Here is a 25340-nt window from a genome sequence, read left to right as displayed (position 1 = left end):
TACATATTCATTTTCTGAATGATATTCTGCATGAATAAATTATGCTAGGATTAAGCATTCTCTACTGTTTGCCATGACATGATGCAGGACGCCTTTAAAAAATTCTTTCAAAAATATCCTAAAACCGAAGCTCCGTTTATGCATGAACAACTCATCGAGTGGCGTGACACACGTCCTTTAGCTGGATTAAAGGTAGTTCATCATGTTCCTTTAGTCACGAATACTTTATTAAAAATAGCCTGCTTGCTTGAGGCAGGGGCTGATATTACTGTCACCAATCCTTCAGACTTTTGTTATGCTCATCCTCAGGCAGTATCTTGTTTAAACGAAGCAAAAATTCGTTATATAGAAGACCCACACTCCCTAGTAGGAGAAACTTTTGATCTTTATTTTGATTGTGGTGCGCAGCTTTATCAATTTCTGGGTAAACCCAGAATGGGGGCAATCGAATTAACCGGTTCAGGCGATCAATTATATAGACAGCAAGTTCTCGATTTTCCGGTGATCAGTATTGATCGCACGTTGACAAAACAACTGGAAACAGTTTTTGGATGCGCTGAAAGCAGCCATATGGCCCTGGCTCAATTAACAGGAATTAATCCTGCTGAAACATCATGGGTTATTTTTGGCTTTGGCAAGATTGGTCGTGGACTTGCCTATTTTTGTATTCAAAATAAAGTTCCTGTCGTCATTGTAGATCCGAATAAACAACAAAGGAATCTGGCTAAAAATTTAGGTATCAATGCAATCGATCCCCAGGATTTCAGTAATCTAGAACGTGCACTAATCGAAGCAAATGTGGTGATCACTGCAACCGGGAAAAAAGCGATTATGGATGATTATCCTCACTCCTGGTTTAGCGGCAAGATACTCGCAAATTTAGGGGTTTATGATGAATTCGGCCCTCATTTTAGTGATGATGAAGTCTTAAATCACAAGATGCCTGTTAATTTTGTACTTAATGACCCCACTCCCATGAAATATATTGATCCTGAATTTTACATCCATAATCTTGTTGCCTTAACTTTTCTGAAAGAAAAACTGACTTATGGAGTACATGGAATATCATCAGCATTAGATAATAGTATGATTCAACGTTGGTGCGCTTATCACTCATTTCCATTAGATACGATTAATGCCTGGTTGTATTTGTAATAGCCTGGGTACAAAACGGCACAATTCGTTTACGTAAATGTATGCGTGCTCGAAATAATTCATGCCATTTTTAGTGTACTCAGCATGTAGCCTGGGTGCAGCGAAGCGGAACCCGGGTTATTAGTTATAACGTTTCCCTGGGTTACGCTTCGCTGCACCCAGGCTACATTCAAGGGGAGACTTTATTTACACTTTCTTCATGATGCTATATATTCCGCCTTTTTCTAGAAATTGAATTAATGAATTTATTAGTCTCAACACCTTCATATAATCCCAAAAGAACCATCATCTGGTTGGTCGGTGTATTCTTTTTATTATTTCAATTTTTCTTGCAACTCTCTTCGGGAATTATTATCGGCGCGATAATGCATGAGAAACAATTAACTGCATTTACTGCTGGTCTATTAAGCAGTGCCTTTTATTATGTTTATACCACAATGCAAATTCCCGTTGGCCTTCTTTTTGATCGGTACAATACCCGAACTTTATTGTTTTTAAACGCCTTATTATGTGCTTTAGGCTGCTTTATATTTTCTTCCGGATACAACTTATTTATATTATTTCTTGGCCGTCTAATTATTGGCGGTGGTTCTGCGTTTGCTTTTGTTGGCATGACTCGTATATTGCGCCAACATTATCCCCTAAAACAATATGCATTTATGATTGGCCTCACAGAAACCCTAGGCTTTACTGTGACTGTAATTAGCATGATTGGAATGGGTTCACAAATAAGCCGTATTAGCTGGCATTATTTTCTTGCTGGCGCGGGTGTCATCGGCCTTTTAATTGCTTTTTTGTGTGCGAATTTCATTCCTAGCAACAAGCCGATAATCACGGATCATCACCAATACAAAAAACATTTGCTGCTCATGTTGAAAAACAAATTAGTATGGATCAATGGATTGTTTGTAGGCTTGGAATTTTCAGTAATTACTGTTTTTGCCGCCATGTGGGCAGTACCTTTTCTCCAGTTAAAATTGGAATGTTCTCTAGAAACAGCCAGTATTCTCACATCAATGGTCTTGTTGGGAGCTGGTTTAAGTTGTCCACTGTACGGATGGCTGTCTATTAATCTGCCGAAACGCAAACCACTCATCCATATTTCATGTTTATCTACTGCCATTTTATTCATTCTTGTTCTTTACTTACCCATATATAATATATTCTTAACAGGGATCTTATTGTTTGCAATTGGGCTATGTTGTGGCGCTTATATGCTTGCCTTTACCATTGCTAATGAACTGGCGCCAGAAGAATCACTTTCTGCCTGCACAGGTTTCACCAACACCTTAGCAATGGCCACAGCACCTTTGCTACAGCCATTAGTAGGTTATTTGTTGGATTTTTCTAAAGGGGAGACGAATCGCCATGTTTTAGCGGATTATCAATTAACCCTATTAATTATTCCCGCTGCTTTGGTTATTGCTAGTGCTTTATCACAGTTTCTTCCAGAGAAAGAGGCATAGCTGTGCTATGCTTTTTCTAAAAAACAACAGCAAAGTTTATTAATATTGTCTTAATAATTTTTCGATAAAATAGCAATAATTTAGTCAGTGTGTTGTTATTTTAAATGGCAAAGTCCAAAGAAGAACCGAAAACTGTTGTTTTCTCTGAGCCTCAAAAGGAAATAAGCCACTTTGTCATATTTGGCGATAGTCTTTCTGACGGTAAAAACATGGGTGAAAAGGTTTCTTTTCTCGGACCGTTGGCAAGAAAGTTATGGCTAAAAATAACAACATTAGATCAATCACCTAAAGAGCGATTCACAAATGGCTATACTTGGGCAGACTCACTTAAATCAACCCTCATTAGTAAATTTCTTAATGATGATAGAATAAAAAAAGATCGTTTTGGAAAGTATAATTTAGATAATGCCGATATCGGTGATGACATTCTTTTCCAACCACCTTATCGACGACAAAGATATACTAAGGAAGAAGTTGATGCGGAAACAAAGGAAGTAGAACGTAAGAAACGAGTTAAGGATAGAGATGAAGGTCATTTATTCACTGCTGAACGAGAAAATAATCCGAAAACAGATCCAATCTTACGTCGATACAAAACAAACGCCCTACGTGCTGCCCCTATAAAAAAAATGGAACTCCCTAAAGCCACGCCTGAAGAGTCTACTGATGTTGCTGACCAATTAATCACAGATCCGCGTTATAGCAAATATGTTGAGGAATATTATTCACTCGATAATGGTCGTGTGGCTCAATATAATGGTCAGAATTTCTATAGAAACTATAGCCAAGGCGGAGCAACATCTTATGATTACAGCTGGAAAGATAAGTTTCTTTCTCTTCTTTCTCCATTCACATCTATAAAGCTTTTCTTTACACGTTTAATGGTATCTAACTTATCCAAGCAGATAAATCAATTCTTGAAAGACAATGAGGATGAAGAGATATCTAAAGATCAAAAAAAGAAGACACTTATTACTGTATTTTCTGGGGCGAATGATTTAATTACCGTTAACCCGGAACTAACTAAAGAGGCAGCAGCACTAGCAGCTCAAAGTAATATTGATAATATTGAAAAATTAATAACAAAAGGTTACAGAAATTTTGTTTTATGTAATTTGCCTGACTTATCTCTCACGCCACGTTTTCAAGGCACGCCAAAAGAGAATCAAGCTCGTGAAATAACGGAGCACTTTAATGACCAATTAAGAATTAAGTATGAAGCCTTAAAAGGAAAATACCGAAAGTGTTCTATCGAACTCTTTGATACCAATAAGGTCTTTAGTAAAATTTATAAAGATGTCCATGATAATGGGAAGAATTCAAAATATTCTCAATACTTTGACCAAAGTACACTAAAAGAGCCTTACTTAGATTACGCAAAAAAACACAATATTCCAATAACACCAGGTGGAGTTGCACCGGGTAATAAGCATATGTTTTGGGACGATGTTCACCCAACTGCAACTATGCATGCTTTGTTGATGTCTGAGTTTTACAAAAGCAAGCAAGGTCTTGGCAAATATAAAATATCAGCCCCAGAAGAACAAAGTGAGAAACATTTATGCGACATTTTTGATCGAAAATACCATGAAAAATTAAAAGAGTATTCATTAGGAGCTTTAAGTTATTACAACGAACTTTCTATTCCTTATAAGGAACCAGAAAAAGCGCTTATCACCATACTACGTTTTGCACTTCAAGACCAAAACGAAGATAGTGATTGTTTACGCGAAGCAATGACTGATTTAGGATGGTGGGTGAATGGCAAACCCAACATGTGTATCCCTGCCCTAGCAGACGCTATGTGGATTGAGAATCCTGCTTATGCACGAAAGTTAGAAGCCGAATTAGATCCTCATTTAGCGGAGCCTAATTCGCATAAGAAGATGCTCGCGTTAGGTGGACCGTCGGTCGGGCAAGAACCAGCGCCCAAAAGAGTTCCTCCTAAGTTAGATCCGGAAGTAGAGGCAAGATTAGAAAAAATATTGCAGAAAAAGCCTAGTATCGGGGAAGCTGCGACTTTACAACCAACAACAAATTCGAAACAAGAACATTTAACGCCAGAGACTACTATCCCTTTAACTATATAATAAACTGGGTGTTAATGTAACCTGGGTTAGTTAGTGTAGCAGGGTGCAGCGCAGCGTAACCCGGGTTTTCATACATGAATAAACTTTTAAATTCCCGGGTTACGCTGCGCTGCACCCAGGCTACAAATAAAATTAAGCATTTAACTTAACGTCATGCGCAGCCAGCTCAGTAGCTTTATTCTTTAAAAATGATTGCTGAGTCACAAAACAAAAGCCACCCCGACCGTCTTTAGAGAAACCTGCAACGGTATGAGATGATGAATCGTTTGCTTTCAGAGAATTAATCAATTTTAAACTGAGCTTAGGTAAGCCAACCTTTAGCATACACAAATCATTATCTAACGGTTTTAATGAAATAAACTGAGACATTTTTACTTTATTACCTAAAGGATCAAGCCATCCCGCAACAGCTGCGCTAGTTGCATCTTTTTCTTTGAGATTTGCAGAATAAAATCCATTATCATCATTTAAACGACAAAACGTAGTATTGATTTCATGGGTGTCTTTTTGATCATCATTTAATACCAAGTTGCCAAACCATGCTTTATTTCCAGTAACAAATTGCTCTTTATCATCAATACGTAAATGGCCATTAAGCTGGCTTGTCTGCAACACTTGAAATCTTACTCCAGGTCGTAAGACCAAGGTTTCATTATTATTTGCCTGTTTTAGCATATCCACTTTAAAATTAAAGCCTTTTTTATCTGCTGCTTTAACTCCAAAAATCCAGCTGTCATTGATGGGATTGTAACGGATAAAAGAATCACCAACATGCCAATCAAGCGGTGTTGATTGCTCCATTTTTTCCTTATCTTCGTAAAAAAACACCAACTTATTTGTTTCTCCATCAATTAAAGCAGCTTTAGTATGAAAATCTTTGCCTTGGCGCTGCATTTCGAAAAAATATCCATATTTGTCACCACTTTCATTTTTTACCATGCCGGAAAAAGTCCAACTGCCTACCGTTGGATCTATGGATTGTACTTGTTGCTGCGCCACTGGTTTTATTTCAGCTGCAAGCACTTCATTACTTATGGGGAAGATGATTAAAAATAAAAAACAGCGAATCCAAGCAAACATAATCAGCAATAACCTTTTAACTGTTGATGTAACCACAATGCGTCCCAAAAAGCATCATCCAATACAGCATCCACGGGCAAATAATGCATTGTGTCTGAACTAAATGATCGACATTTCACTGCATCTTTTTCCGTCATAATAATAAGTGAGTTGCAATAACTCAAATCATCTGGCTTAAACTGATAATGATCAGGATAAGAGCAGGTATCGAATTCTATCCCTAATTGCAGCAAAGTGGAATAAAAACGTTTGGGATTACCAATTGCAGCAATCGCTTCCCATTTGCCATTTAATGAATGAGGATCAATTTCTTCATCCGTACTTAATTTCTTAATTTTCCCAGGTTTTAATGTCATAGAATAAGCATTATCCCATGTACCTTCATTCACCACAATAAAATCAACCTGATCTAAGCGTCCAACAGGTTCTCTTAACGGCCCTGCCGGCAAACAAAGTCCATTACCTAAGCCACGAGTTCCATCAATAACCGCTATTTCAATAGCTCGTCCCATACGGTAATGTTGTAATCCATCATCACTAATAATGATTTGACTTTGATGCTTTTCTAAAAGATAACGTACAGCCTCAGTACGTTTAGGTGCAATCACTACAGGGCATTTAGTTTTTTGTGCTAACAGTAAAGGCTCATCTCCTACCTTTAGTGCAGAATCATCAATTTGTACTTCATAGGGAAAAGATTTGAGTTTTGCACCATAACCACGGCTAACAATACCCACTTTTAATCCTTTTTGTTGTACTCGCTTAGCCAACTCAATCACCAACGGGGTTTTACCCACTCCTCCAACTGTTATATTACCAACAACAATTAGAGGGACTGGACAATCGAGTTGACTAAAACGTTGCAAGAAATAGCGTCTGACTGAAGCAAAAACCGAATATCCCCAAGACAATGGCCGCAATACCCATTGCATCGGGTGATCACCATACCATAATTTCTCAAAGAAAAATGACATCAGACTATTGCATCCTCATAAACTGTATCTGAGTGTTGTATTCCTTGAAGCTGTGCGTAATATCCTTGTAAATCAAGTAATTCTTGATGGGTCCCTTGTTCTACAATGGATCCATGTTGCATCACTATAATTTTATCCGCATGTTTAATGGTTGATAAACGGTGTGCAATAACTAGAGTAGTGCGGTTTTTCATCACTTCCTCCAAGGCAATTTGTATGTACCGTTCTGACTCACTATCCAAGGCAGATGTTGCCTCATCAAGAATTAAAATAGGCGCATCTTTCAATACAGCGCGTGCGATCGCTATCCGTTGTCGCTGACCTCCAGAGAGTAACACACCATTCTCACCTACTCGCGTTTCATAACCTTCCGGCAAACGACAAATAAATTCATCGGCAAAAGCCATTTTGGCTGCTTGTATAATTTGTTGACGACTTACATCCGAACGACCATACGCAATATTATTCGCCAAAGTATCATTAAAAAGTGTTACATTTTGACTGACCAAAGCCATTTGCTCACGCAAACTGGGTAAGCTTATTTGATTGATCGGTATATTATCTAGAGTAATAGTACCTTGAGTCACTTCATAAAAACGAGGTAATAAACTGGCTATAGTTGTTTTACCACTACCTGAGTGTCCTACCAATGCAACCGTTTTACCGGCTTCAACGGTGAAACTGACATCATGTAATACTTTTTCCCCTTGCCTGTATGCATAAGATACCTGTTTAAACTCAAGATCACCACGTGCTCTTTGCGGTAAAATTTTACCTTGTTCTTGTTCTATTGGCATATCGAGCATATTGAACACACTTTCTGCGCCAGCTAAACCTTTTTGTATAACAGCATTCAACGTAGTTAGAGTTTTCATTGGTTTGATTAGCTGTATCATCGCAGCAATAATTGCCAAAAAAGAACCAGCAGAAATAATGACTACTGTTGACAATTGAATGGCTGCTGCAATGATTGCTGCAATGCCTATAGCAATGACAATTTGCACTCCAGAAACATTAAGTGCCTTGCTCGCAGCAACTTTCATATCATTTTGACGGGAGAGTTCTATCGCCTTACTAAATTTTCCAGATTCATAAGTAATACCGCCGAAAATACGAACCACTTTATACCCCTCTATTGCTTCACTAGCAATTTCAGTCACTTCACCCATGGTTTTTTGTACTTTATGACTGATTCGTCTTACTCGTTTGTTTGTGTAGTTCACAATAAAACCGACAAAGGGGATGGTTAACAGGAACATAAGTGACAATTGCCAGCAGATCACCATCATTACCGTGAGAAACCCTATAATTAAACAAGTATTTTGGACAATATCGGTTAAGGCATCCGCGCTGACCTGAGCTACTTGTTCTACATCATAAAGAATTTTAGAAAGCATTTGCCCTGATGTTGCTTCATCATAAAAGTCAGCAGGTAAATGAAGAATATGATTAAAAACTTTTTCCCTTAATACCTTAACTACCGATCGGGCAACCCAAGTCATGCAATAACTACCCAGCGAGCTGACAAGCCCCCTCAATGTAATCCCTATTAAAACGATATAAGGAATTTTCTTGATAAAATCCATATCCACATTAATAAAGCTTTTATCAAAAAAGGGCCGCATCATGTACGTAAAACCAGCATCAATAAGGGAATACAAAATGTTGGCGAAAATACCTAGTACCAGTATGGGCCAAAACGGTTTCACATAAGCTAACAAACGTTTGTATAAAATGCTGGTTTTAACTGAGTGTTTCTTTTTCATGACTCAAATAGTTCAATCGAAAAATAGGTTATTGTAACTGTTATTACATTGAAGTGCTAATATTTAAATGTTGGGGACGGTCCGGGACGGACCCCTGCAGCAAGTGTACAGATTGTTTAAATTATTTTGTGGGGGTCCGTCCCGGACCGTCCCCGCTGCACCTGGCGTCATTCATTCCAAAGTCATCTTGATTCGCGTATAAGCACAATGAAATCCTATTTTTTGCACATTACAATCTGAAACACTTCCAGGTTCTGTCGTGACCGTTGCCCAAGATAACCCGAGTTGCTTTGCACTATTTAATCGAGCCTGTAATAATTTTTTTTGTAACCCTTTTCCTCGATAAGCAGGTAAAGTACTGGTAACACCTAAATCACAAAAATCCCCATGCATAGCAATTGTAGCTCCGGCTACAATCACATCCTCGTCGTAAACAGCATAGGCACTGACCCCTTTAGATTGGACATAACGAAAAAATTGATCTTCAGCTTCAGGCGCATCAAAGCCTAAAGCTATTTTTTTGGCCCACTCACCCTGCTCAGTTGATGTTATTTCTCTGATAATCAAAGGACCTGCAGTATGATCAAGAGGCTGATATAACTTTAAATCCAATATCGAGACATTATTTAATTCACTGATGCAATAGCCACGCTGACTTAAAAATATGGTGAGTTCATTCCCCACAAAAGGACACAGCTCAATATCTATACGCTCATGATTCAATGTTTTATAAAAATGTTCTATGTACTCAATTTCAGACTGAAAATGCTTCAATTTTGTAGCAAATCCCCATCCAACTACCTGTGATAAATACGAGTCAAATCCTGAAAAACAAGCAGCTCCTCCATTAACTTCCAAAATCCTTCCTTGTGGATACTGTTTGGTTACCTCGATGTGGGTTTGTTTGATGCAAGATTCCATCTGTGCAGCAAGATCTTTAGTAATACATTTCATCTAATATTATTCCTATCAAATCAGTATCTGAGTATGCATGCATAGGATTATTAAAGTCTGATCTTTATTGCAAGCCTCTTGATAGCTCATATACCAAACCAGGGCCTCGATAAATCAAACCGGTATACACTTGGATTAATGAAGCACCTGCATCCAACTTAGCCTGAGCCGTGTTGCAACTGTCAATACCACCTACCCCAATCAAGGTTATGGCATCACCTACATATTGTTTTAGCAAACGCAAACATTGAGTAGACAATTCAAACAAAGGTTTACCACTTAATCCCCCAGTTTCCTCAGCATAAGGCAAATGAGTCACCCCCGTACGAGAACATGTTGTATTCGTCGCGATAATTCCCTCAATGCCATTATTCAAAATCACTTCGGTCATTTGTTTTAATGTTTCTAAATCTTCATCGGGTGACACTTTAATCACTAAAGGCACATGGCGCTGAAATTTATCGGATAATTTAATTTGTTCCGCCTGTATTTGCGATAACAAATTGGCAAAATATTCTTTCTGCTGTAATTGACGTAAATCAGGTGTATTGGGTGAGGATATATTGATAGTTACATACGAGGCATACTCATATACTTTAGCCAAACAATGAGTGTAATCTTCAGCAGCACGCTCTAATGAAGTATCTTTATTCTTACCTATATTGATGCCGAGAATCCCTTTATAGCGCGCTTTTTTCACATGACCCACTAAAGCATCAACGCCCTGATTATTAAATCCCATGCGATTGATAATTGCGTGTGCATCCGGCAAACGGAACAATCGTGGTTTAGGATTACCGATTTGCGGTCTTGGTGTGACGGTTCCTAATTCAATAAAGGAAAAACCCAATTTGGCCAATGCATCAAGATGCTCTCCATTTTTGTCCAGCCCTGCTGCCAAACCAACAGCATGTGGAAACTGCAGCCCCAAAGCGTCTATGGGTTTTGATTTGGTCTTTTTAAAACAAAAACTGGGAGCATAATGTAAAGCGGCTAAACTAAAAGCATGAGCATTTTCAGGAGCCATGCTAAAAAGCAAAGGACGTACTATTGAATACATATAAAAATCCTGTAGCCTGGGTGAAGCGAAGCGTAACCGCAGGAGTACTAACGCAAAATTCCTGGGTTACGCTTCGCTTCACCCAGGCTACCTAATTAAATATCACACTTCTGGGCCCAAACCCGCAACATGGCATTTTCGGACTTATGCAAATGATAATCTACTTGCCTAATTTCTACACCATAACCCTCTTTTTGCAGTTCCAGTAATACTGGACCTAAAAATTCAGATGTTTTTCCTTCCATATCATTTAAGGGAAAAATTCTTACTTCTTTAGCCACTCTGGCTAATTCACGAATTACATTTAAATGAAACTCGACCGTTTGATCTTCCAAATCAGCAAATAAATAATTCGCACTTAATGCGAAATCAAAAGAGAAGTCAGGGTAAGGTAAATGATAATCTGCAGCACCATAATATCGTCCCTCAGCTTTGCCTTGTTCGTAATCAGCAAAAAATTTTTTCATTCCATTTCGTCGATGTTCAAGCAATTGCTCCAAACTTCCGCTCCGGCCGAAATCGAACTGATCTTGTTCTTTGCGCACATCGTCAGCCATTTGTGCAAAAATCATGACTGCTTTGGAGGACAAGGTGTCTTTATCCAAAACAAACAAAGGATCACAGCTCACTGCTTGATGTGCCTCTTGAAATTGTTGGGCGTTTACTGCACTAGGACCACATCCATATTCTAAAATTCTGGAATTCATGTCCTCTTGAGACAAATCAAACATCTCACGATACTCATCAACACTATGTCCCCAGAGCACTAATTTACGCATGAATGACTCTCCTAAATAGATAAATCTGAACGCTGAAACTTTGGTTGTTAACACCACCTCAAGGATGGTAGTTTTCCTTTGGCTTAAGATTAGGCGATTTTTTAAATCAGGTAAAGGAACATTTTAAAACACAACTTATTCAGCAAACTGATAGTACATCAAATTTGTTGATTACACATTCTAGATGCATGGCTTGACTTAATAAATGACATTTAGAATAATGCATGAACATTTCAGCGAATCTTAACTTATTCTACAGGAGCTCTCTTAATGTTTGGAAAAATGTATGGATTATTTTTTAATACAAAAGAGGACGCTACAACAAATAAAGGCTTCTCTAATCAATCAGATGTTTTAAGTCATGTTAATCCTGAAGAAAGAGAAAAAGGTCTTTGTGCACAGTTAGCCAATCTCTATACAAAAGAACAGATGGCTGAGTCTAATACAGGTTCACCTACGTTCCTAAATGGTAATTCACAAGAAATTTATGATGCCGCATTAAAAGAAAGAAGACATCAAGAACAATTATTCAAAGAGGGTAAAGATGGGTTGCATAGTGCTTTTGTTGATTCTAAAACCCCGTACCTTGTCAGTACCGATAAAATAAAAGTATCTGATCTGACTTCAGAATCTCTCGCAAAACTAGTAGATAAAGCTGGGCCAAATCACATTGTAACTTACCCTGTCAAAAATGCAGCGCCCTCCCAACACACAATTGCATTTGGAAAAAGCAAAGATAGGCAATCATGTTACTCGTTTAGCGCCAATTTCCCTCCTAAACAACATCCATGTGACGCGTTTCTAGATCTTGCGAAAGAAATAAGAGAATTGGGTGATCAGGATGAAACAGTGATTCTTGCTACAAATTATAGGAAATAGTTTAAAATAGAGAAAGATCTCGTGGAGTGCATACTAACCCCATGAGATCTTTAGTGATTATTTTCTTGGGCGAAATCTGCTCTAAACAAAATTTCCCCCTATCTTAAACTCTTCCTCAAGTCCCCAATAGTTTTCACCGGATTCCTCATTGGATTTCTCATTCTTTTCTTTTTGAGCTTCATTACTGCTTTGAGCAAAAAAGGTAGCCGAACATCCTGAAACCGAAAGAGTTTCTTCTGTAATTACAGATCCCGAATCATTTGAGATTGTTTCTTCTACAGATATTTTTATTACTTCTTCTATTACCTCGTCCACAGAATTACGTTCTATATCTGAATCAGAACTGTTTCTACTCTCAGATAGGTACATTCTATCGTAGTCTTCTTCTGTGTACGCATGAAAAATCAGTGGGTCATCATTAGAACAAGTTGGAGGAAATTCAAACTCACCTTCTTTTGACCAAGACTCTTTTATTTCGGCAATTCTATGCAAACGATTACCACTAATATAGCCAGCGTTCCAAAAAGCTTCCTGGTGTTTTTGATGACATTTAATATCCCAATTTTTATGTGCATTAACTGACGCACAAGGCTTTCCTTCTGCTCGTGCCTTCTCATCCAACTCCACATGTCCATAAACTTGTTCATCTACAAAGATAGAAAGAGTGTTTTTAGGCATTGGCTCCTGTTGCGCTTCCTGAGCATAATTTTGTCCTTGCATTACTCTAACTGCATCCATAGCATGTTCTGATGCTTGCACCCTAGGATCCGCAGCAGCTGCAGCTAGTTTATCAGCAAATTCCTGTCTATTTCCTTGCTGATATACATTATCAGCTGGAGGATTTGCTAATGGTTGATTTGTAGCAGTAAAATAAACCCCAGCTGCTAATCCACCTACAAACTGTGTGGTTTGAGCTATCGTAAACTTATGCAATTCAGCCCCAACCTGATCGATATCATCAAAATCAACATGATCCCACCGGTTAGCACCATGTAGATCGAACTCATCAGGAGTTTCGGTTTTTGATTGATTATCTTTTTCTTGTGGATTGCGCCATATATAGTCTTTAATTTTTGAAAACATAATTATACCTCTTAACAACGATTAAAAATACACAATTTATTCAATCATTACTCTATGAGACTACTAATTAACATCGTGTATATTTTTAAATCTATAAAGCAAATTAAAAACGTTGTGCAATTTTTATTCTATTCGATGAAATTTAAGAGTTTATTAACGCATTACATAAAATTTATATTCAAACTATAAATTTTTTTCATGGGGGGTTAATATTGATTAATTTGATTAAAAATAATCTTTAACTACAAAATGAAAAAAGAGTTTTCTTAAAATCAAATTTGTCGTCGATAAAAAATGAATGGTCAATCAGGAAGAGAAAATGCGCTCTAAGAAATGAAATAGTTTGAGAAATTCTATTTGCATCTTCAACTTGATTGGGTATAGTCTAACACATTTATAAAAATCAACAGACTACTCACCCTGCATCAAGATGTGCCAAATTCTGGCTTCATCAAAAATTCTTGTGTCTGCTGAGTAGCCATAACAACAGGAAGTCAGCTATGTACACTGGACCGAACTATCAACTCGGTGAAACTTACGACATGTTGCGCGACACCGTTCGCCAATTTACTCGTGCTGAAATCGCACCACTTGCTGCTCAAATTGACGAAAGCAATACCTTTCCCAATCACTTATGGCGAAAATTAGGTGAAGTGGGATTATTAGGAATTACTGTCAGTGAAGAATATGGCGGTGCCAGTATGGGATATCTTGCTCATGTCATTGCTATGGAAGAAATATCTCGTGCATCTGCTTCAATTGGCCTGAGTTACGGTGCTCACTCCAATTTATGCGTCAATCAAATCTATTTAAATGGTAATCATTCGCAAAAACAAAAATATCTGCCTAAACTTATAAGTGGAGAATATGTTGGGGCTCTGGCTATGAGTGAGTCCAACTCAGGCTCTGATGTAGTCAGTATGCAATTACATGCTCGTCCAGAAGGCAACAAATATATTCTCAACGGTACAAAAATGTGGATCACCAACGGACCTGATGCCGATGTGTTAGTAGTTTATGCCAAAACGGACAAACAGGCTGCAAGCAAAGGAATCACTGCCTTTCTAATTGAAAAAGGAATGCCTGGCTTCAAAACAGCTCAAAAACTCGACAAACTAGGAATGCGTGGTTCAAATACCTGTGAATTAGTGTTTGAACAATGCGAAGTTCCAGCGGAACAAGTTTTAGGTGAAGTAAATCGGGGTGTTAAAGTATTAATGAGTGGCCTTGATTATGAGAGGACCATTCTGGCTGCAGGTCCCGTAGGAATCATGCAAGCCTGTATGGATGTTGTTTTACCTTACGTACATGAACGCAAACAATTTGAGCAACCCATAGGTGAATTTCAATTCATCCAAGGCAAATTAGCAGATATGTACACTGATCTCAGCGCTTCAAGAGCCTACTTATATGCTATTGCCCGAGCTTGTGATCAAGGAATAGTCAGTCGTAAAGATGCGGCTAGTGTTATTTTGTATACGGCTGAAAGAGCAACACAAATGGCATTACAAGCAATTCAAATCCTCGGTGGTAATGGATACATCAATGAGTATCCTACAGGACGTTTACTGCGTGATGCAAAACTCTATGAAATAGGTGCCGGTACTTCTGAAATTAGAAGAATGCTTATTGGACGAGAACTTTTTAAAGAAACAGCATAAGGAAAAATGAAAATGGAACAGAATGATATAGTAATCGTTGCGGCAAAAAGAACCCCTATGGGAGGCATGTTAGGAAATTTATCTTCTCTTTCAGCTCCAGACTTAGGAGCAATTGCCCATGAAGCTGCTTTATCCCAAGCAGGCATTAGTCCAGCGGAAATCGATGAGGTAATTTCTGGTTGTGTTTTATCCGCTGGAATTGGTCAGGCTCCAGCACGGCAAGCGGCAATTAAGGCAGGACTGCCCAACTCTTCAGGAGCTACCACAGTTAATAAAATGTGCGGTTCTGGAATGAAAGCCGTGATGCTCGCCCATGACTTAATTCGAGCAGGAACTGCAAATATTGTCCTTGCTAGTGGTATGGAAAGCATGAGTAATGCGCCTTATCTATTGAGCAAAGCACGCTCAGGATACCGACTTGGGCATGGTGAATTAAAAGACCACATGTTCCTCGATGGATTAGAAGATGCCTACGATAAAGGCAAATTAATGGGTGTTTTTGCCGAAGCCACTGCAAGTCATTTCCATTTTAGCAGAGATCAACAAGATGAGTTCGCTATTCGCTCCATGACCAGAGCCCTGCAAGCAATAGAAAATGGAGCTTTTAAAGAAGAAATTGCTCCAGTAACGATCAACACACGCAAAGGTGACCTTACCGTAACTGTAGATGAAGGTCCTGATGCTGCAAAGCTGGCAAAAATTGCTCAGTTAAAACCTGCTTTTAAAGCAGATGGAACTGTTACTGCAGCCAATTCAAGCTCCATTTCCGATGGCGCAGCAAGTCTCATTTTAATGAGTGCTGGGCAAGCAGAAAAACGCGGCATTAGACCTATTGCCCGCATTGTTGCTCATGCAAGTCACTCACAAGCACCTGAGTGGTTTACCACAGCACCAGTAGATGCCATTCGCAAAGTGATGAATAAAGCATCTTGGAAGCAAAATGATGTGGATCTTTATGAAATTAATGAAGCATTTGCTGTAGTTACAATGGCAGCGATGACACAACTTGAATTAAATCCAGAACAAGTTAATATTCACGGCGGAGCCTGTGCCTTAGGCCACCCTATTGGTGCATCCGGTGCCCGTATTTTAGTGACTCTAATACACGCCTTGAAACATCAAGGAAAAAAACGTGGCGTCGCATCATTATGTATTGGCGGAGGCGAAGCAACAGCTATGGCAATTGAATTAATTTAAAAACGAAATAATCCCCAGTTCCATTTATGACTGGGGATTTTATATAAAAAGGATGTTCATGCTACGACACAGTCTTATCTACTTGTTACTCAGTATTTTGGTAGTACTCTTTGCAAAATACGCTCATCTCATTATTGTTTATGTTGATATGTTTTTCACTTACGTTAATTTGAAATTAACGCCCATATTCAGTCAAACTGGTTGGGGACTTGTGGTTCGCAAAATTCTAGTTCTTGTTTTGTTACCGATAGTTATTACTGCCATTCCAGCACTTATCTATAGACTCATAAAAGGTGGTGACATGCCACATTTTATTGCTATTACCTGGGTTATTTGGACAGTCATCGTTTTAAGCGATATTTTGGTACGATAGGGAATCGAGCATGGCAAAATTAATCAGTCAAATTAATACAAGTAGTCAAGAATTCAAAACCAACCAAACAGTCATGCAGGCCTTGGTGGATGAGTTACAAAGTCGAATTCAGCATATTGCTTTAGGAGGTGATGAGAAAGCTCGTGCCCGACATTTAAAACATGGTAAATTACTACCAAGGGAACGATTACAGCAATTACTTGATCCTGGGAGTCCTTTTCTTGAGCTTTCCCAGCTTGCAGCCTACCAAGTTTATGATGATGTGGTTCCTGCTGCTGGAATTATCACTGGAATTGGATGGGTCTCAGGCACTGAATGCATGATTGTTGTGAATGACGCTACAGTAAAAGGTGGTACTTACTACCCCATAACCGTCAAAAAGCATCTAAGAGCACAAGAAATCGCGCTGACAAATCATTTGCCCTGTATTTATTTGGTTGATTCAGGGGGAGCTTATTTACCTCTCCAGGACGAAGTTTTTCCTGACCGGGATCATTTCGGACGGGTATTTTTTAATCAAGTGCAAATGTCGGCACAAAACATCCCACAAATTGCAGTAGTTATGGGCTCTTGTACTGCTGGTGGTGCTTATGTACCAGCCATGGCTGATGAATCGATTATGGTCAAAAATCAAGCCACAATTTTTCTTGGCGGCCCTCCTCTAGTCAAAGCAGCAACAGGTGAAGTCATTAGTGCTGAAGAATTGGGTGGTGCGGAAGTCCATTGCAGACAATCTGGTGTGGCCGATCATTATGCAGAGCATGATGCCCATGCACTTCATCTAGCACGAATAGCCATTAGCAATTTAAACCGTAAAAAACCGCAGCAATTAAAGCGGATAGAAACGGTAGAACCCCTTTATGACAGTAAAGAACTTAACGGTATAGTACCGACTGATTCCAGAAAACCTTTTGATATTCGTGAAGTCATTGCACGCATTGTTGATGGCTCTGAATTTGATGAGTTTAAAGCACTCTTTGGTACAACGCTAGTTTGTGGCTTCGCCCATTTATACGGTTATCCTGTAGGAATTATTGCAAATAACGGCATTCTCTTTAGTGAAAGTGCGCTCAAAGGGACCCACTTCATAGAACTATGTTGCCAGCGTAAAATCCCATTGATATTTTTACAAAATATTACTGGCTTTATGGTTGGTTCTAAATATGAAGCCTCTGGTATTGCCAAGAATGGTGCTAAAATGGTAACTGCGGTTGCTAATGCTAATGTACCTAAATTTACCGTAATTGTTGGTGGGAGTTTTGGCGCAGGAAACTATGCCATGTGCGGACGTGCCTATAGTCCTAATTTTCTATGGACATGGCCTAACTCTCGCATTTCAGTAATGGGAGGGGAACAAGCGGCTAATGTTTTAGCACAAGTGAATCGAGATAAATTGGCAAAACAAGGAAGTAATTGGCCTATGGAAGAAGAAGAGCGTTTTAAAGACCAATTGCGTTCCCAATATGAGACCCAAGGAAATCCTTATTATGCTAGCGCTCGATTATGGGATGACGGCGTTATCGCCCCACAGGATACACGCAAGATATTAGGACTGGGCCTATCGGCAGCATTAAATGCCCCTATTGGACCAACACGCTTTGGCGTATTTCGCATGTAAGGAGCACCAGGTGAGCGATTTGTTGTATGAAATTCATGAACACTTAGGTTTACTTACTCTAAATCGAGTGAGTAAACATAATGCTTTTGATAATTTGCTTTTAAGTGAAATGCAACATCAACTTGATGCTGCCATTGCTGATTCTAATGTCCGCGTTATAGTACTCAAAGCAAATGGCAAACATTTTTCTGCAGGTGCTGATTTGGCCTGGATGCAAAACATGGCTCGTTATAATGAAGAAGAAAATCAAAAGGATGCCATGGTGCTTGGTAATCTAATGTACACTTTAAATATGAGCCCTAAACCTACTTTAGCGATGGTGCATGGCTCTGCTTTTGGTGGAGGAGCAGGTCTTGCCGCAGCATGTGATCTCACTATAGCATCCCAATCAGCACGCTTTTGTTTTTCAGAGGTTAAACTGGGTCTGATACCTGCAGTCATTAGCCCCTATGTTGTTCAAGCCATAGGTGAACGCAATGCCAAAGCTCTATTCATGAGTGCAGAAGTTTTTGATGCAACTAAAGCATTGTCATTAAATTTAGTACAACACTGCATTCCCGAAGAAAATTTATTGGAATTCACGCTCAATTATGCAACTCAAATCAGCAACAATGCACCTGAAGCGGTCCGAGCATCAAAACAGCTGGCACGCTATGTAGCGGATAAAAAAATAAATGAAGAACTCGTTTATTACACTGCATCATTGATTGCTCAAAAAAGAGTATCCTCTGAAGGACAACAAGGACTTAATGCATTTTTAAAAAAAGAAACACCAAACTGGGATTGAGAGTTTGACTCATAGCCTGGGTGCAGCGCAGCGGAACCCGGGAATGTACCGCTTTACCGATCCCCGGGTTCCGCTGCGCTGCACCGGGCTACTATAAGAAGTTTTTGGACTGCATTGTGTAAGTGATTATAAAAGTAAAAATTAATGAGGCACTAATGTTTAATAAAATTCTCATTGCTAATCGTGGTGAAATCGCGTACAGAATTATCAAAACGGCCCGTTCCATGGGGATACACACAGTAGCTATTTATTCCTCTGTTGATAAAGACAGCCTGCATGTGCGTAGCGCTGACAGTGCATATTTTGTTGGTGAAGCACCTGCTAAAGAAAGCTATCTGAATATAGCTAACATTATTCATATTGCTAAGGAATGTGGCGCACAAGCCATTCATCCAGGTTACGGTTTTCTGTCTGAAAATCCTGAATTTGCTCAAGCATGTAAAAAAGCCGGCATTGTTTTTATCGGCCCTTCAGTTGAGGCTATGGAGGCAATGGCTTCCAAGCAATTAGCAAAACAATTACTGGAAAAAACTAAAGTTCCTTTAACACCAGGCTATCATGGTAGTGAACAAGCGGAAGATACGTTACTCTCTGAAGCAAAAAAAATAGGGTTTCCTGTCTTAATCAAAGCAGCCAATGGCGGTGGTGGTAAAGGGATGCGTGCTGTTCACCAAGAATCAGAATTTAGTGCCGCCTTAGCTGGAGCAAAACGTGAGTCTATGGCAAGTTTTGCCGATGATACAGTAATCATTGAAAAACTGGTTCTTCATCCACGTCATGTCGAATTACAAATTATGGCAGACAATCATGGTAATGTAGTCCATTTATTTGAACGTGATTGCTCCATTCAACGAAGACATCAGAAAATTATTGAAGAAGCACCCGCACCCAATTTGCCTGCTTCTCTTCGACAAAAACTTGCTGAGGCAGCTTGCGAGGTAGCACGTTCAATAAAGTACAGTGGTGCAGGTACTGTTGAGTTTTTAGTTGATAGCTCAGGACATTTCTATTTTATGGAAATGAATACACGATTGCAGGTAGAACATCCAGTAACTGAAATGGTTACTGGGCTTGATTTAGTGGCCTGGCAACTGAAAATTGCCGCTAATGAACCCCTTCCCTTATCACAAGATGAAATTGAAGCACATGGTCATGCAATAGAATGCCGAATATATGCTGAAGATCCACATCATAATTTTATTCCATCAATAGGACAAATCCACTTTTTGCAAGAACCTTCCGGTGATGGTATACGCATTGATACAGGGGTACAGCGGTCATCACAAATTACTATGTACTATGATCCTATGATTGCTAAACTGATTGCATGGGGAGCCGATCGCGATGAAGCATTACTTAGATTAGAACAAGCATTAGCCCATTATTTTATTGGTGGAGTAAAAACAAACATCCCATTTTTACAAACAATTTGCCGCCACCCTAAATTCAGAAAAGCTGAGCTGAGTACTGATTTTTTAAGTCAGGAAGAAATTAAACTGCCAAAAGCAGATACAGAAATGGCCTTACTCATGGCTGTGAGCTTTGATTATTTAAACAATGTCAATACAATCCAGGATCCTTTATTACAAGAAACATTCGCTTGGCAATCTCAAATCTTAAGTCATTGGATATGGCGCTATAAAGCTGATGAAGACTTAATTGAAGCATTTATCACTCCAATCAATAAAAACCAATTTAAAGTACGTTTAAAATCTCAAGACTATTTGATCCAGAGTCACTTAAACGGTAATCAACTTCGCATTGAAATCAATGGACAAAATTATCATGTTACCATTGAAAATAAAAATCAATCTTTGACCTTGTTTACGAGTCAATGGCAAATTACTATTGAACGGTTTAACTGGGGAACACTGGGCACACAAACTACTACCCATAAAGGACAACTTACAGCACCAATGCCAGCTACTGTAGTGGCAGTTTTAAAAAATATTGGTGAAAAAGTGAAGGCGGGTGACCGTTTAATCGTGCTCGAAGCAATGAAAATGGAACATACCATTCATGCCCCTAGTGATGGCATTTTACAGGATATATTCTATGCAGTAGGCGCCCAGGTGAATGAAGGAGAGGAGTTGCTGTCATTAGGTGAAGATGATTCTTAAATAGAGGTTTGGGGCATTGCATGTATCTGGGGGAAGTGTCAGAAATTAATACCTATTTGTCACTTCTCCAATCAGTAATGATCTGCCTTGGGAATATTAAAAGAGATAATTATGGACTATCCGCAAAACGTAACCATTATAGAAGTAGGCCCGCGTGATGGCTTACAAAATGAGTCATCTTTTGTGTCCAGTAAACACAAGATTGAATTAATCAATTTGTTAAGTGAATCTGGCCTGCAATATATTGAAGTAACTAGTTTTGTCTCTGCAAAAGCAATTCCACAATTAGCGGACCATAATGAAGTATTTCGCGCTATAGATAAAGCTCCATCCATACACTATTCCGCTCTGGTTCCTAATGAGCAAGGCATGCTCAAAGCATTGGAAGCCGGTGTGAAAGAAATTGCTGTTTTTACTGCGGCAAGTGAGCAGTTCAACCAACGAAATATTAATTGTTCGATTGACGAAAGTATTTCACGTTTTAAACCAGTCCTTGCTTTAGCAAAAGAAAACAAAATCAGGGTACGAGGTTATATTTCCTGTGTTCTTGGATGTCCTTATGAAGGAAATGTAGCACCAGAAAAAGTAGCGGAGGTCACTCAAAAATTATTGGACTTGAATGTAGATGAAATCTCATTTGGGGATACTATTGGTGTTGGAACTCCTCATCAAACTCACTTATTACTTGAACAAGTACTTAAATTATTACCACTGAACCAATTAGCAATGCATTTCCATGATACTTATGGTCAAGCCATAGCCAATATTTATACTTCGTTGCAACACGGCGTACACCGTTTCGACAGCTCAGTTGCTGGTCTAGGGGGCTGTCCCTATGCACGTGGAGCAAGCGGTAACGTAGCAACCGAAGACGTTCTATACTTAATGCATGGTTTAGGAATAAATACAGGCGTGGATATATTTAAAATTGTCACAGCAGGCGACTTAATCTGTAAGATTTTAGGGCGTAAAAATCAATCAAAAGTCGCAAATGCTATGTTAGCAAACCCCTGTACGTAGACTGTTTCTGAGTCACAACTAAAGAGTCTTGGGGAAAAGTCAAATTTGAGTGCAGGTTGTGTATAAGATTTAGGTGTCTTATAACAACTTGTAGCCCGGATTAGCATAGCGTAATCCGGGATCGTTGGTGCTATAAATAAGAGAGAAAAAAGCATGAATGAAACCGTATGGAAGCCCAAACATCCTAAAGAAAGTAGAATGTGGCAATTTATGGAATTCGCTGCAAAAAAGAACAGCCAGATTTTTGAAAATTATCATGATTTGCATACCTGGTCCATCAAACATCCCGACTCATTCTGGCCAACACTTTGTGATTTCTTTCATGTACAGTTTGATACTGAGCCCTATCAGATTCTAAGTCATAAAAATGAAATGATAAACGCACGCTGGTTCGCTGGTGCTCAATTTAATTTTGCCGAAAAGCTTCTAACACGCAAAGATAAACATCCAGCCTTAATTAGTCTTAATGAAGACAACATCAAGCAAGTAATAAGTTATGAACAATTACATGCCTTAGTTGCACAATGTGCTGCAGGTTTAAAATCAGTTGGAGTCACTAAAGGCGACCGGGTTGCTGCTTTAATGCCGAATACCTCACATACAATTATTGCCATGCTCGCTGCTACTTCGCTAGGAGCAATCTGGTCTTCTTGTTCGCCCGATTTTGGTGCGCAAGCCGCAATCGATAGGCTAGGGCAAATTGATCCCAAAGTACTCTTTATTTGTGATGGGCACCAGTATCAAGGAAAAAAACACAGCGGGGCTGAAAAAATCAAACAACTTTACGATTCCATTAGCTCGCTCAAACAAATTGTAATTTGCCCCAATATCAATGATCCTGTAGATATTTCTTCGTTACCTAAAGCACAATATTGGGATGACTTTCTTCGTCCAGCAAGTCATTGTGAGTTTGTTTCGTTATCTTTTGAACATCCCGTTTATATTATGTTCTCGTCAGGGACTACGGGCAAACCTAAATGTATTGTTCACGGTGCCGGTGGAACTCTCTTGCAGCATATTAAAGAATTAGGATTACATACTGATCTTCGGGATAAGGACAACTTATGTTTTTATACCACGTGCGGTTGGATGATGTGGAATTGGACTGTTTCTGCACTAGCGTTAGGGGTCACGCTCACTTTATATGAAGGCTCACCTACCTACCCCGAAAGCAATCGTTTATTCAAAATAATTGAAGAAGAACAAGTTACTGTGTTTGGGACTAGCGCCAAGTACATCTCTTCCATAGAAAAAGCAGGAGTTAAACCCAAGGATGAGTTTGATTTGACTCATTTACGCTGCATACTTTCCACCGGCTCGCCACTTTTACCTAAGAACTATGATTACGTTTATGAACAAATCAAAGATGATGTGCAGCTTTGCTCCATCTCAGGTGGAACAGATATTATTTCTTGCTTTGCCTTAGGTAATCCAATACTTCCTATCTATAGAGGCGAATTACAATGCATTGGCCTTGGCATGGCGGTTGATATTTTTGATGAACAAGGACATCCTGTTCGCGAAGAGCGCGGAGAGTTAGTCTGTACTGCCCCCTTCCCGTCCATGCCTGTTGGTTTTTGGAATGATCCTGAGAAAATTGCTTATCAACGGGCTTATTTTGAGCGTTTCAACGAGGTATGGGCGCATGGTGATTTTGCAGAGATTACTGCCCACAATGGATTAATCATTTATGGGCGCTCAGATGCTGTTTTAAATCCTGGGGGAGTACGTATTGGTACTGCTGAAATATATAGGCAAGTAGAAAAAATTGATGAAGTAGTTGATAGTATTGTGATTGGTCAAGACTGGCAAGACGACGTACGTATTATTTTGTTTGTTAAATTGCGCGATAACATGAAGCTCACTGAAGAATTAATAAACAAGATACGTTTAACAATTCGTCAAAATGCCTCGCCAAGACACGTACCCGCAAAAATCTTGCAAGTTGCAGATATTCCGCGCACGATTAGTGGCAAAATAGTCGAAATTGCTGTCAGACAAGTAGTTCATGGTTTACCAGTAAATAACTTACAGTCTCTGGCAAACCCTCAAGCATTAGATTATTTTAAAAATCGGGAAGAATTGCAGAAATAAAATAAGGTAGCCTGGGTGCAGCGCAGCGGAACCCGGGAGCAGTTTATAAATTGCATCTATGTACTTGATTCATGCAACTTTCCCGGGTTCCGCTGCGCTGCACCCAGGCTACTTCTTATGAGACACAGACAATGCTGAATGTTTCATTACAGGGTAAAGAAAGCCCTGCTGAAAATAAATTGATCAATTGACCTGTATGGGCATCATTAAAATTAAGATAATTTCCCCAAGTTGCCCCAGGAACAACTCCAAAAGCCAATGAGATCTCACCAGCTATACCCAAGGAACCGTTAGTAGCCGCTGTTCCATCAGTAAACTCGTTACATGAGGCCAAATTCGCAGTGTATTCATTGCCATCTTCAGTATTGTTCATATCCACAAAGGCCCAAGCAGCGATATCAGTAGCAGTGGCATTTGAGAAAATGCTTTGGATACCTGACCAAAACAAACCAAATACCACTTCATTATTGTCATCTCTAAGATTTGAATTACTGCCATCAAAAACACCATTTTGATTCACTGTATTAAAGAGTGTTTGTCCATCCGCATAAACATACTGTGAACCAGGTACAAGGGGCCAATCGTTTGCAAAAGCACCTCCGCAACCAGTTTTCCCATTAACAATAGAGCAAGGAGATCGTGTCGAGGTAACTAACAATGCTTTAAATGATAAGCCTTTTAGTGCTGGATTTCCTGAGGTTAATGCAGCATTTTGACAAAAAGCATCAGCCCCTGCAATCCCACCTATAGCACCAGTAGTTTGCTGGAAGCGACTGGTTAGAAAAATAACATGTGATGAAAATACGGAGACAGCATATTCTTCACAGGAATACGTTTTACCCGTACCATTTAAACATAATCTAATATTTATAGAACCTATTGGACCGTCCAAAGTAAGTTTTGCAGGCGTGGTATCACTCACTGAAAATAAGAAAAACCCATTTGGAGATGGGGATTTACCCACAATACGATATCCCGGGGTAAGAATTTTTATTCCAGCCGTAGGATAAGTCTTTTTCGGTGTTGTAGTAGTAATGGTCAGCGTTGATGAAGCAGGTGGAATCGTCGCGATAAAATGCTGTCCTGCCCCAGGAATAAAATTATTGTTATTAGCAAAAGATATCTGCACCGAAGAGAAAAATAGTGTCATACCAACAAGTAGTATCCGTTTTATCATACCGAAA

Annotated in this window: 20 protein-coding genes; 12 read left to right on the top strand and 8 right to left on the bottom strand. The window is 39.2% G+C overall.

Features of this window, described 5'->3' with window-relative positions; genetic code table 11:
- Positions 1-81: 81 nt before the first annotated feature.
- The 3 genes from Lstg_RS00520 (at position 82) to Lstg_RS00510 (ending at position 4711) form a co-directional block, all read left to right on the top strand.
- Complete coding sequence (locus tag Lstg_RS00520; protein ID WP_058475967.1) at positions 82-1155, top strand: NAD-binding protein; 1074 nt, start codon at positions 82-84, stop codon at positions 1153-1155.
- 239 nt (positions 1156-1394) lie between these two features.
- Positions 1395-2621, top strand: a complete 1227-nt coding sequence (locus tag Lstg_RS00515; RefSeq protein ID WP_082650768.1) for an MFS transporter — start codon at positions 1395-1397, stop codon at positions 2619-2621.
- A 104-nt stretch (positions 2622-2725) separates the two neighbouring features.
- On the top strand, positions 2726-4711 hold the full coding sequence (locus tag Lstg_RS00510) for an SGNH/GDSL hydrolase family protein (protein ID WP_058475711.1): 1986 nt from the start codon (positions 2726-2728) through the stop codon (positions 4709-4711).
- A gap of 132 nt (positions 4712-4843) precedes the next feature.
- Here Lstg_RS00510 and Lstg_RS00505 read toward each other — a convergent pair whose 3' ends face one another.
- From Lstg_RS00505 to Lstg_RS00480, 6 genes are all read right to left on the bottom strand, one after another.
- Positions 4844-5791: a hypothetical protein gene (locus Lstg_RS00505; RefSeq protein ID WP_058475710.1), complete on the bottom strand. Its 948-nt coding sequence runs from the start codon at positions 5789-5791 to the stop codon at positions 4844-4846.
- A gap of 2 nt (positions 5792-5793) precedes the next feature.
- Positions 5794-6765, bottom strand: a complete 972-nt coding sequence (gene lpxK / locus Lstg_RS00500; protein WP_058475709.1) for a tetraacyldisaccharide 4'-kinase — start codon at positions 6763-6765, stop codon at positions 5794-5796.
- Entirely contained in the window at positions 6765-8531 is a 1767-nt protein-coding gene (gene msbA, locus Lstg_RS00495) for a lipid A export permease/ATP-binding protein MsbA (RefSeq protein ID WP_058475708.1), read from the bottom strand. Before msbA ends, lpxK begins: the two co-directional genes overlap by 1 nt.
- A gap of 171 nt (positions 8532-8702) precedes the next feature.
- Complete coding sequence (locus Lstg_RS00490; protein ID WP_058475707.1) at positions 8703-9485, bottom strand: GNAT family N-acetyltransferase; 783 nt, start codon at positions 9483-9485, stop codon at positions 8703-8705.
- A gap of 64 nt (positions 9486-9549) precedes the next feature.
- Entirely contained in the window at positions 9550-10545 is a 996-nt protein-coding gene (locus tag Lstg_RS00485) for a quinone-dependent dihydroorotate dehydrogenase (RefSeq protein WP_058475706.1), read from the bottom strand.
- 95 nt (positions 10546-10640) lie between these two features.
- Entirely contained in the window at positions 10641-11324 is a 684-nt protein-coding gene (locus tag Lstg_RS00480; RefSeq protein WP_058475705.1) for a hypothetical protein, read from the bottom strand.
- A gap of 270 nt (positions 11325-11594) precedes the next feature.
- Between Lstg_RS00480 and Lstg_RS00475 the strand changes: the two genes are divergently transcribed.
- Positions 11595-12203 carry a hypothetical protein gene (locus tag Lstg_RS00475; RefSeq protein WP_058475704.1) on the top strand — a complete coding sequence of 203 codons (609 nt, stop codon included), beginning with the start codon at positions 11595-11597 and terminating at the stop codon, positions 12201-12203.
- A gap of 81 nt (positions 12204-12284) precedes the next feature.
- Here the strand turns inward: Lstg_RS00475 and Lstg_RS00470 are convergent, their stop codons facing one another.
- Positions 12285-13286: a hypothetical protein gene (locus tag Lstg_RS00470; RefSeq protein WP_058475703.1), complete on the bottom strand. Its 1002-nt coding sequence runs from the start codon at positions 13284-13286 to the stop codon at positions 12285-12287.
- Between the two features lie 500 nt (positions 13287-13786).
- On the opposite strand from Lstg_RS00470, the gene Lstg_RS00465 reads away from it, so the two are divergent.
- The 8 genes from Lstg_RS00465 to Lstg_RS00430 all read left to right on the top strand — a co-directional run bounded on the left by Lstg_RS00465 (position 13787) and on the right by Lstg_RS00430 (position 24156).
- The gene (locus Lstg_RS00465; protein WP_058475702.1) at positions 13787-14947 is read left to right on the top strand and encodes an isovaleryl-CoA dehydrogenase; all 1161 of its coding nucleotides are present in this window, start codon (positions 13787-13789) and stop codon (positions 14945-14947) included.
- 12 nt (positions 14948-14959) lie between these two features.
- Positions 14960-16144: an acetyl-CoA C-acyltransferase gene (locus Lstg_RS00460; RefSeq protein ID WP_058475701.1), complete on the top strand. Its 1185-nt coding sequence runs from the start codon at positions 14960-14962 to the stop codon at positions 16142-16144.
- 58 nt (positions 16145-16202) lie between these two features.
- Positions 16203-16517 carry a hypothetical protein gene (locus tag Lstg_RS00455; RefSeq protein ID WP_058475700.1) on the top strand — a complete coding sequence of 105 codons (315 nt, stop codon included), beginning with the start codon at positions 16203-16205 and terminating at the stop codon, positions 16515-16517.
- Between the two features lie 10 nt (positions 16518-16527).
- Positions 16528-18135 carry a carboxyl transferase domain-containing protein gene (locus Lstg_RS00450; protein ID WP_058475699.1) on the top strand — a complete coding sequence of 536 codons (1608 nt, stop codon included), beginning with the start codon at positions 16528-16530 and terminating at the stop codon, positions 18133-18135.
- Between the two features lie 10 nt (positions 18136-18145).
- Positions 18146-18922, top strand: a complete 777-nt coding sequence (locus Lstg_RS00445; protein ID WP_058475698.1) for an enoyl-CoA hydratase-related protein — start codon at positions 18146-18148, stop codon at positions 18920-18922.
- A gap of 155 nt (positions 18923-19077) precedes the next feature.
- On the top strand, positions 19078-21042 hold the full coding sequence (locus Lstg_RS00440) for an acetyl-CoA carboxylase biotin carboxylase subunit (RefSeq protein WP_058475697.1): 1965 nt from the start codon (positions 19078-19080) through the stop codon (positions 21040-21042).
- 111 nt (positions 21043-21153) lie between these two features.
- The gene (locus Lstg_RS00435) at positions 21154-22062 is read left to right on the top strand and encodes a hydroxymethylglutaryl-CoA lyase (RefSeq protein ID WP_058475696.1); all 909 of its coding nucleotides are present in this window, start codon (positions 21154-21156) and stop codon (positions 22060-22062) included.
- Between the two features lie 153 nt (positions 22063-22215).
- The gene (locus tag Lstg_RS00430; RefSeq protein ID WP_058475695.1) at positions 22216-24156 is read left to right on the top strand and encodes an acetoacetate--CoA ligase; all 1941 of its coding nucleotides are present in this window, start codon (positions 22216-22218) and stop codon (positions 24154-24156) included.
- A 115-nt stretch (positions 24157-24271) separates the two neighbouring features.
- Here Lstg_RS00430 and Lstg_RS00425 read toward each other — a convergent pair whose 3' ends face one another.
- A complete protein-coding gene (locus Lstg_RS00425; RefSeq protein WP_058475694.1) occupies positions 24272-25333 on the bottom strand; it encodes a DUF1554 domain-containing protein in 1062 nt (353 codons plus the stop codon).
- Between the last annotated feature and the right edge of the window lie 7 nt (positions 25334-25340).

Source organism: Legionella steigerwaltii (genome assembly GCF_001468065.1).
In the GTDB taxonomy this organism is placed as follows: Bacteria; Pseudomonadota; Gammaproteobacteria; order Legionellales; family Legionellaceae; genus Legionella; species Legionella steigerwaltii.
The sequence above is the reverse complement of the archived record's forward strand: the minus strand, read 5'-3'. Positions and strand labels throughout refer to the sequence as shown.

What these genes read in the sequence shown, in the direction of transcription:
- Lstg_RS00510 (WP_058475711.1), top strand. Translation starts at nt 2,726, where the DNA reads ATGGCAAAGTCCAAAGAAGAACCGAAAACTGTTGTTTTCTCTGAGCCT.
- Lstg_RS00520 (WP_058475967.1), top strand. Translation starts at nt 82, where the DNA reads ATGCAGGACGCCTTTAAAAAATTCTTTCAAAAATATCCTAAAACCGAA.
- Lstg_RS00475 (WP_058475704.1), top strand. Translation starts at nt 11,595, where the DNA reads ATGTTTGGAAAAATGTATGGATTATTTTTTAATACAAAAGAGGACGCT.
- Lstg_RS00485 (WP_058475706.1), bottom strand. Translation starts at nt 10,545, where the DNA reads ATGTATTCAATAGTACGTCCTTTGCTTTTTAGCATGGCTCCTGAAAAT.
- Lstg_RS00425 (WP_058475694.1), bottom strand. Translation starts at nt 25,333, where the DNA reads ATGATAAAACGGATACTACTTGTTGGTATGACACTATTTTTCTCTTCG.
- Lstg_RS00515 (WP_082650768.1), top strand. Translation starts at nt 1,395, where the DNA reads ATGAATTTATTAGTCTCAACACCTTCATATAATCCCAAAAGAACCATC.
- Lstg_RS00440 (WP_058475697.1), top strand. Translation starts at nt 19,078, where the DNA reads ATGTTTAATAAAATTCTCATTGCTAATCGTGGTGAAATCGCGTACAGA.
- msbA (WP_058475708.1), bottom strand. Translation starts at nt 8,531, where the DNA reads ATGAAAAAGAAACACTCAGTTAAAACCAGCATTTTATACAAACGTTTG.
- Lstg_RS00480 (WP_058475705.1), bottom strand. Translation starts at nt 11,324, where the DNA reads ATGCGTAAATTAGTGCTCTGGGGACATAGTGTTGATGAGTATCGTGAG.
- Lstg_RS00465 (WP_058475702.1), top strand. Translation starts at nt 13,787, where the DNA reads ATGTACACTGGACCGAACTATCAACTCGGTGAAACTTACGACATGTTG.
- Lstg_RS00455 (WP_058475700.1), top strand. Translation starts at nt 16,203, where the DNA reads ATGCTACGACACAGTCTTATCTACTTGTTACTCAGTATTTTGGTAGTA.
- Lstg_RS00505 (WP_058475710.1), bottom strand. Translation starts at nt 5,791, where the DNA reads ATGTTTGCTTGGATTCGCTGTTTTTTATTTTTAATCATCTTCCCCATA.
- Lstg_RS00450 (WP_058475699.1), top strand. Translation starts at nt 16,528, where the DNA reads ATGGCAAAATTAATCAGTCAAATTAATACAAGTAGTCAAGAATTCAAA.
- Lstg_RS00490 (WP_058475707.1), bottom strand. Translation starts at nt 9,485, where the DNA reads ATGAAATGTATTACTAAAGATCTTGCTGCACAGATGGAATCTTGCATC.
- lpxK (WP_058475709.1), bottom strand. Translation starts at nt 6,765, where the DNA reads ATGTCATTTTTCTTTGAGAAATTATGGTATGGTGATCACCCGATGCAA.
- Lstg_RS00435 (WP_058475696.1), top strand. Translation starts at nt 21,154, where the DNA reads ATGGACTATCCGCAAAACGTAACCATTATAGAAGTAGGCCCGCGTGAT.
- Lstg_RS00470 (WP_058475703.1), bottom strand. Translation starts at nt 13,286, where the DNA reads ATGTTTTCAAAAATTAAAGACTATATATGGCGCAATCCACAAGAAAAA.
- Lstg_RS00430 (WP_058475695.1), top strand. Translation starts at nt 22,216, where the DNA reads ATGAATGAAACCGTATGGAAGCCCAAACATCCTAAAGAAAGTAGAATG.
- Lstg_RS00460 (WP_058475701.1), top strand. Translation starts at nt 14,960, where the DNA reads ATGGAACAGAATGATATAGTAATCGTTGCGGCAAAAAGAACCCCTATG.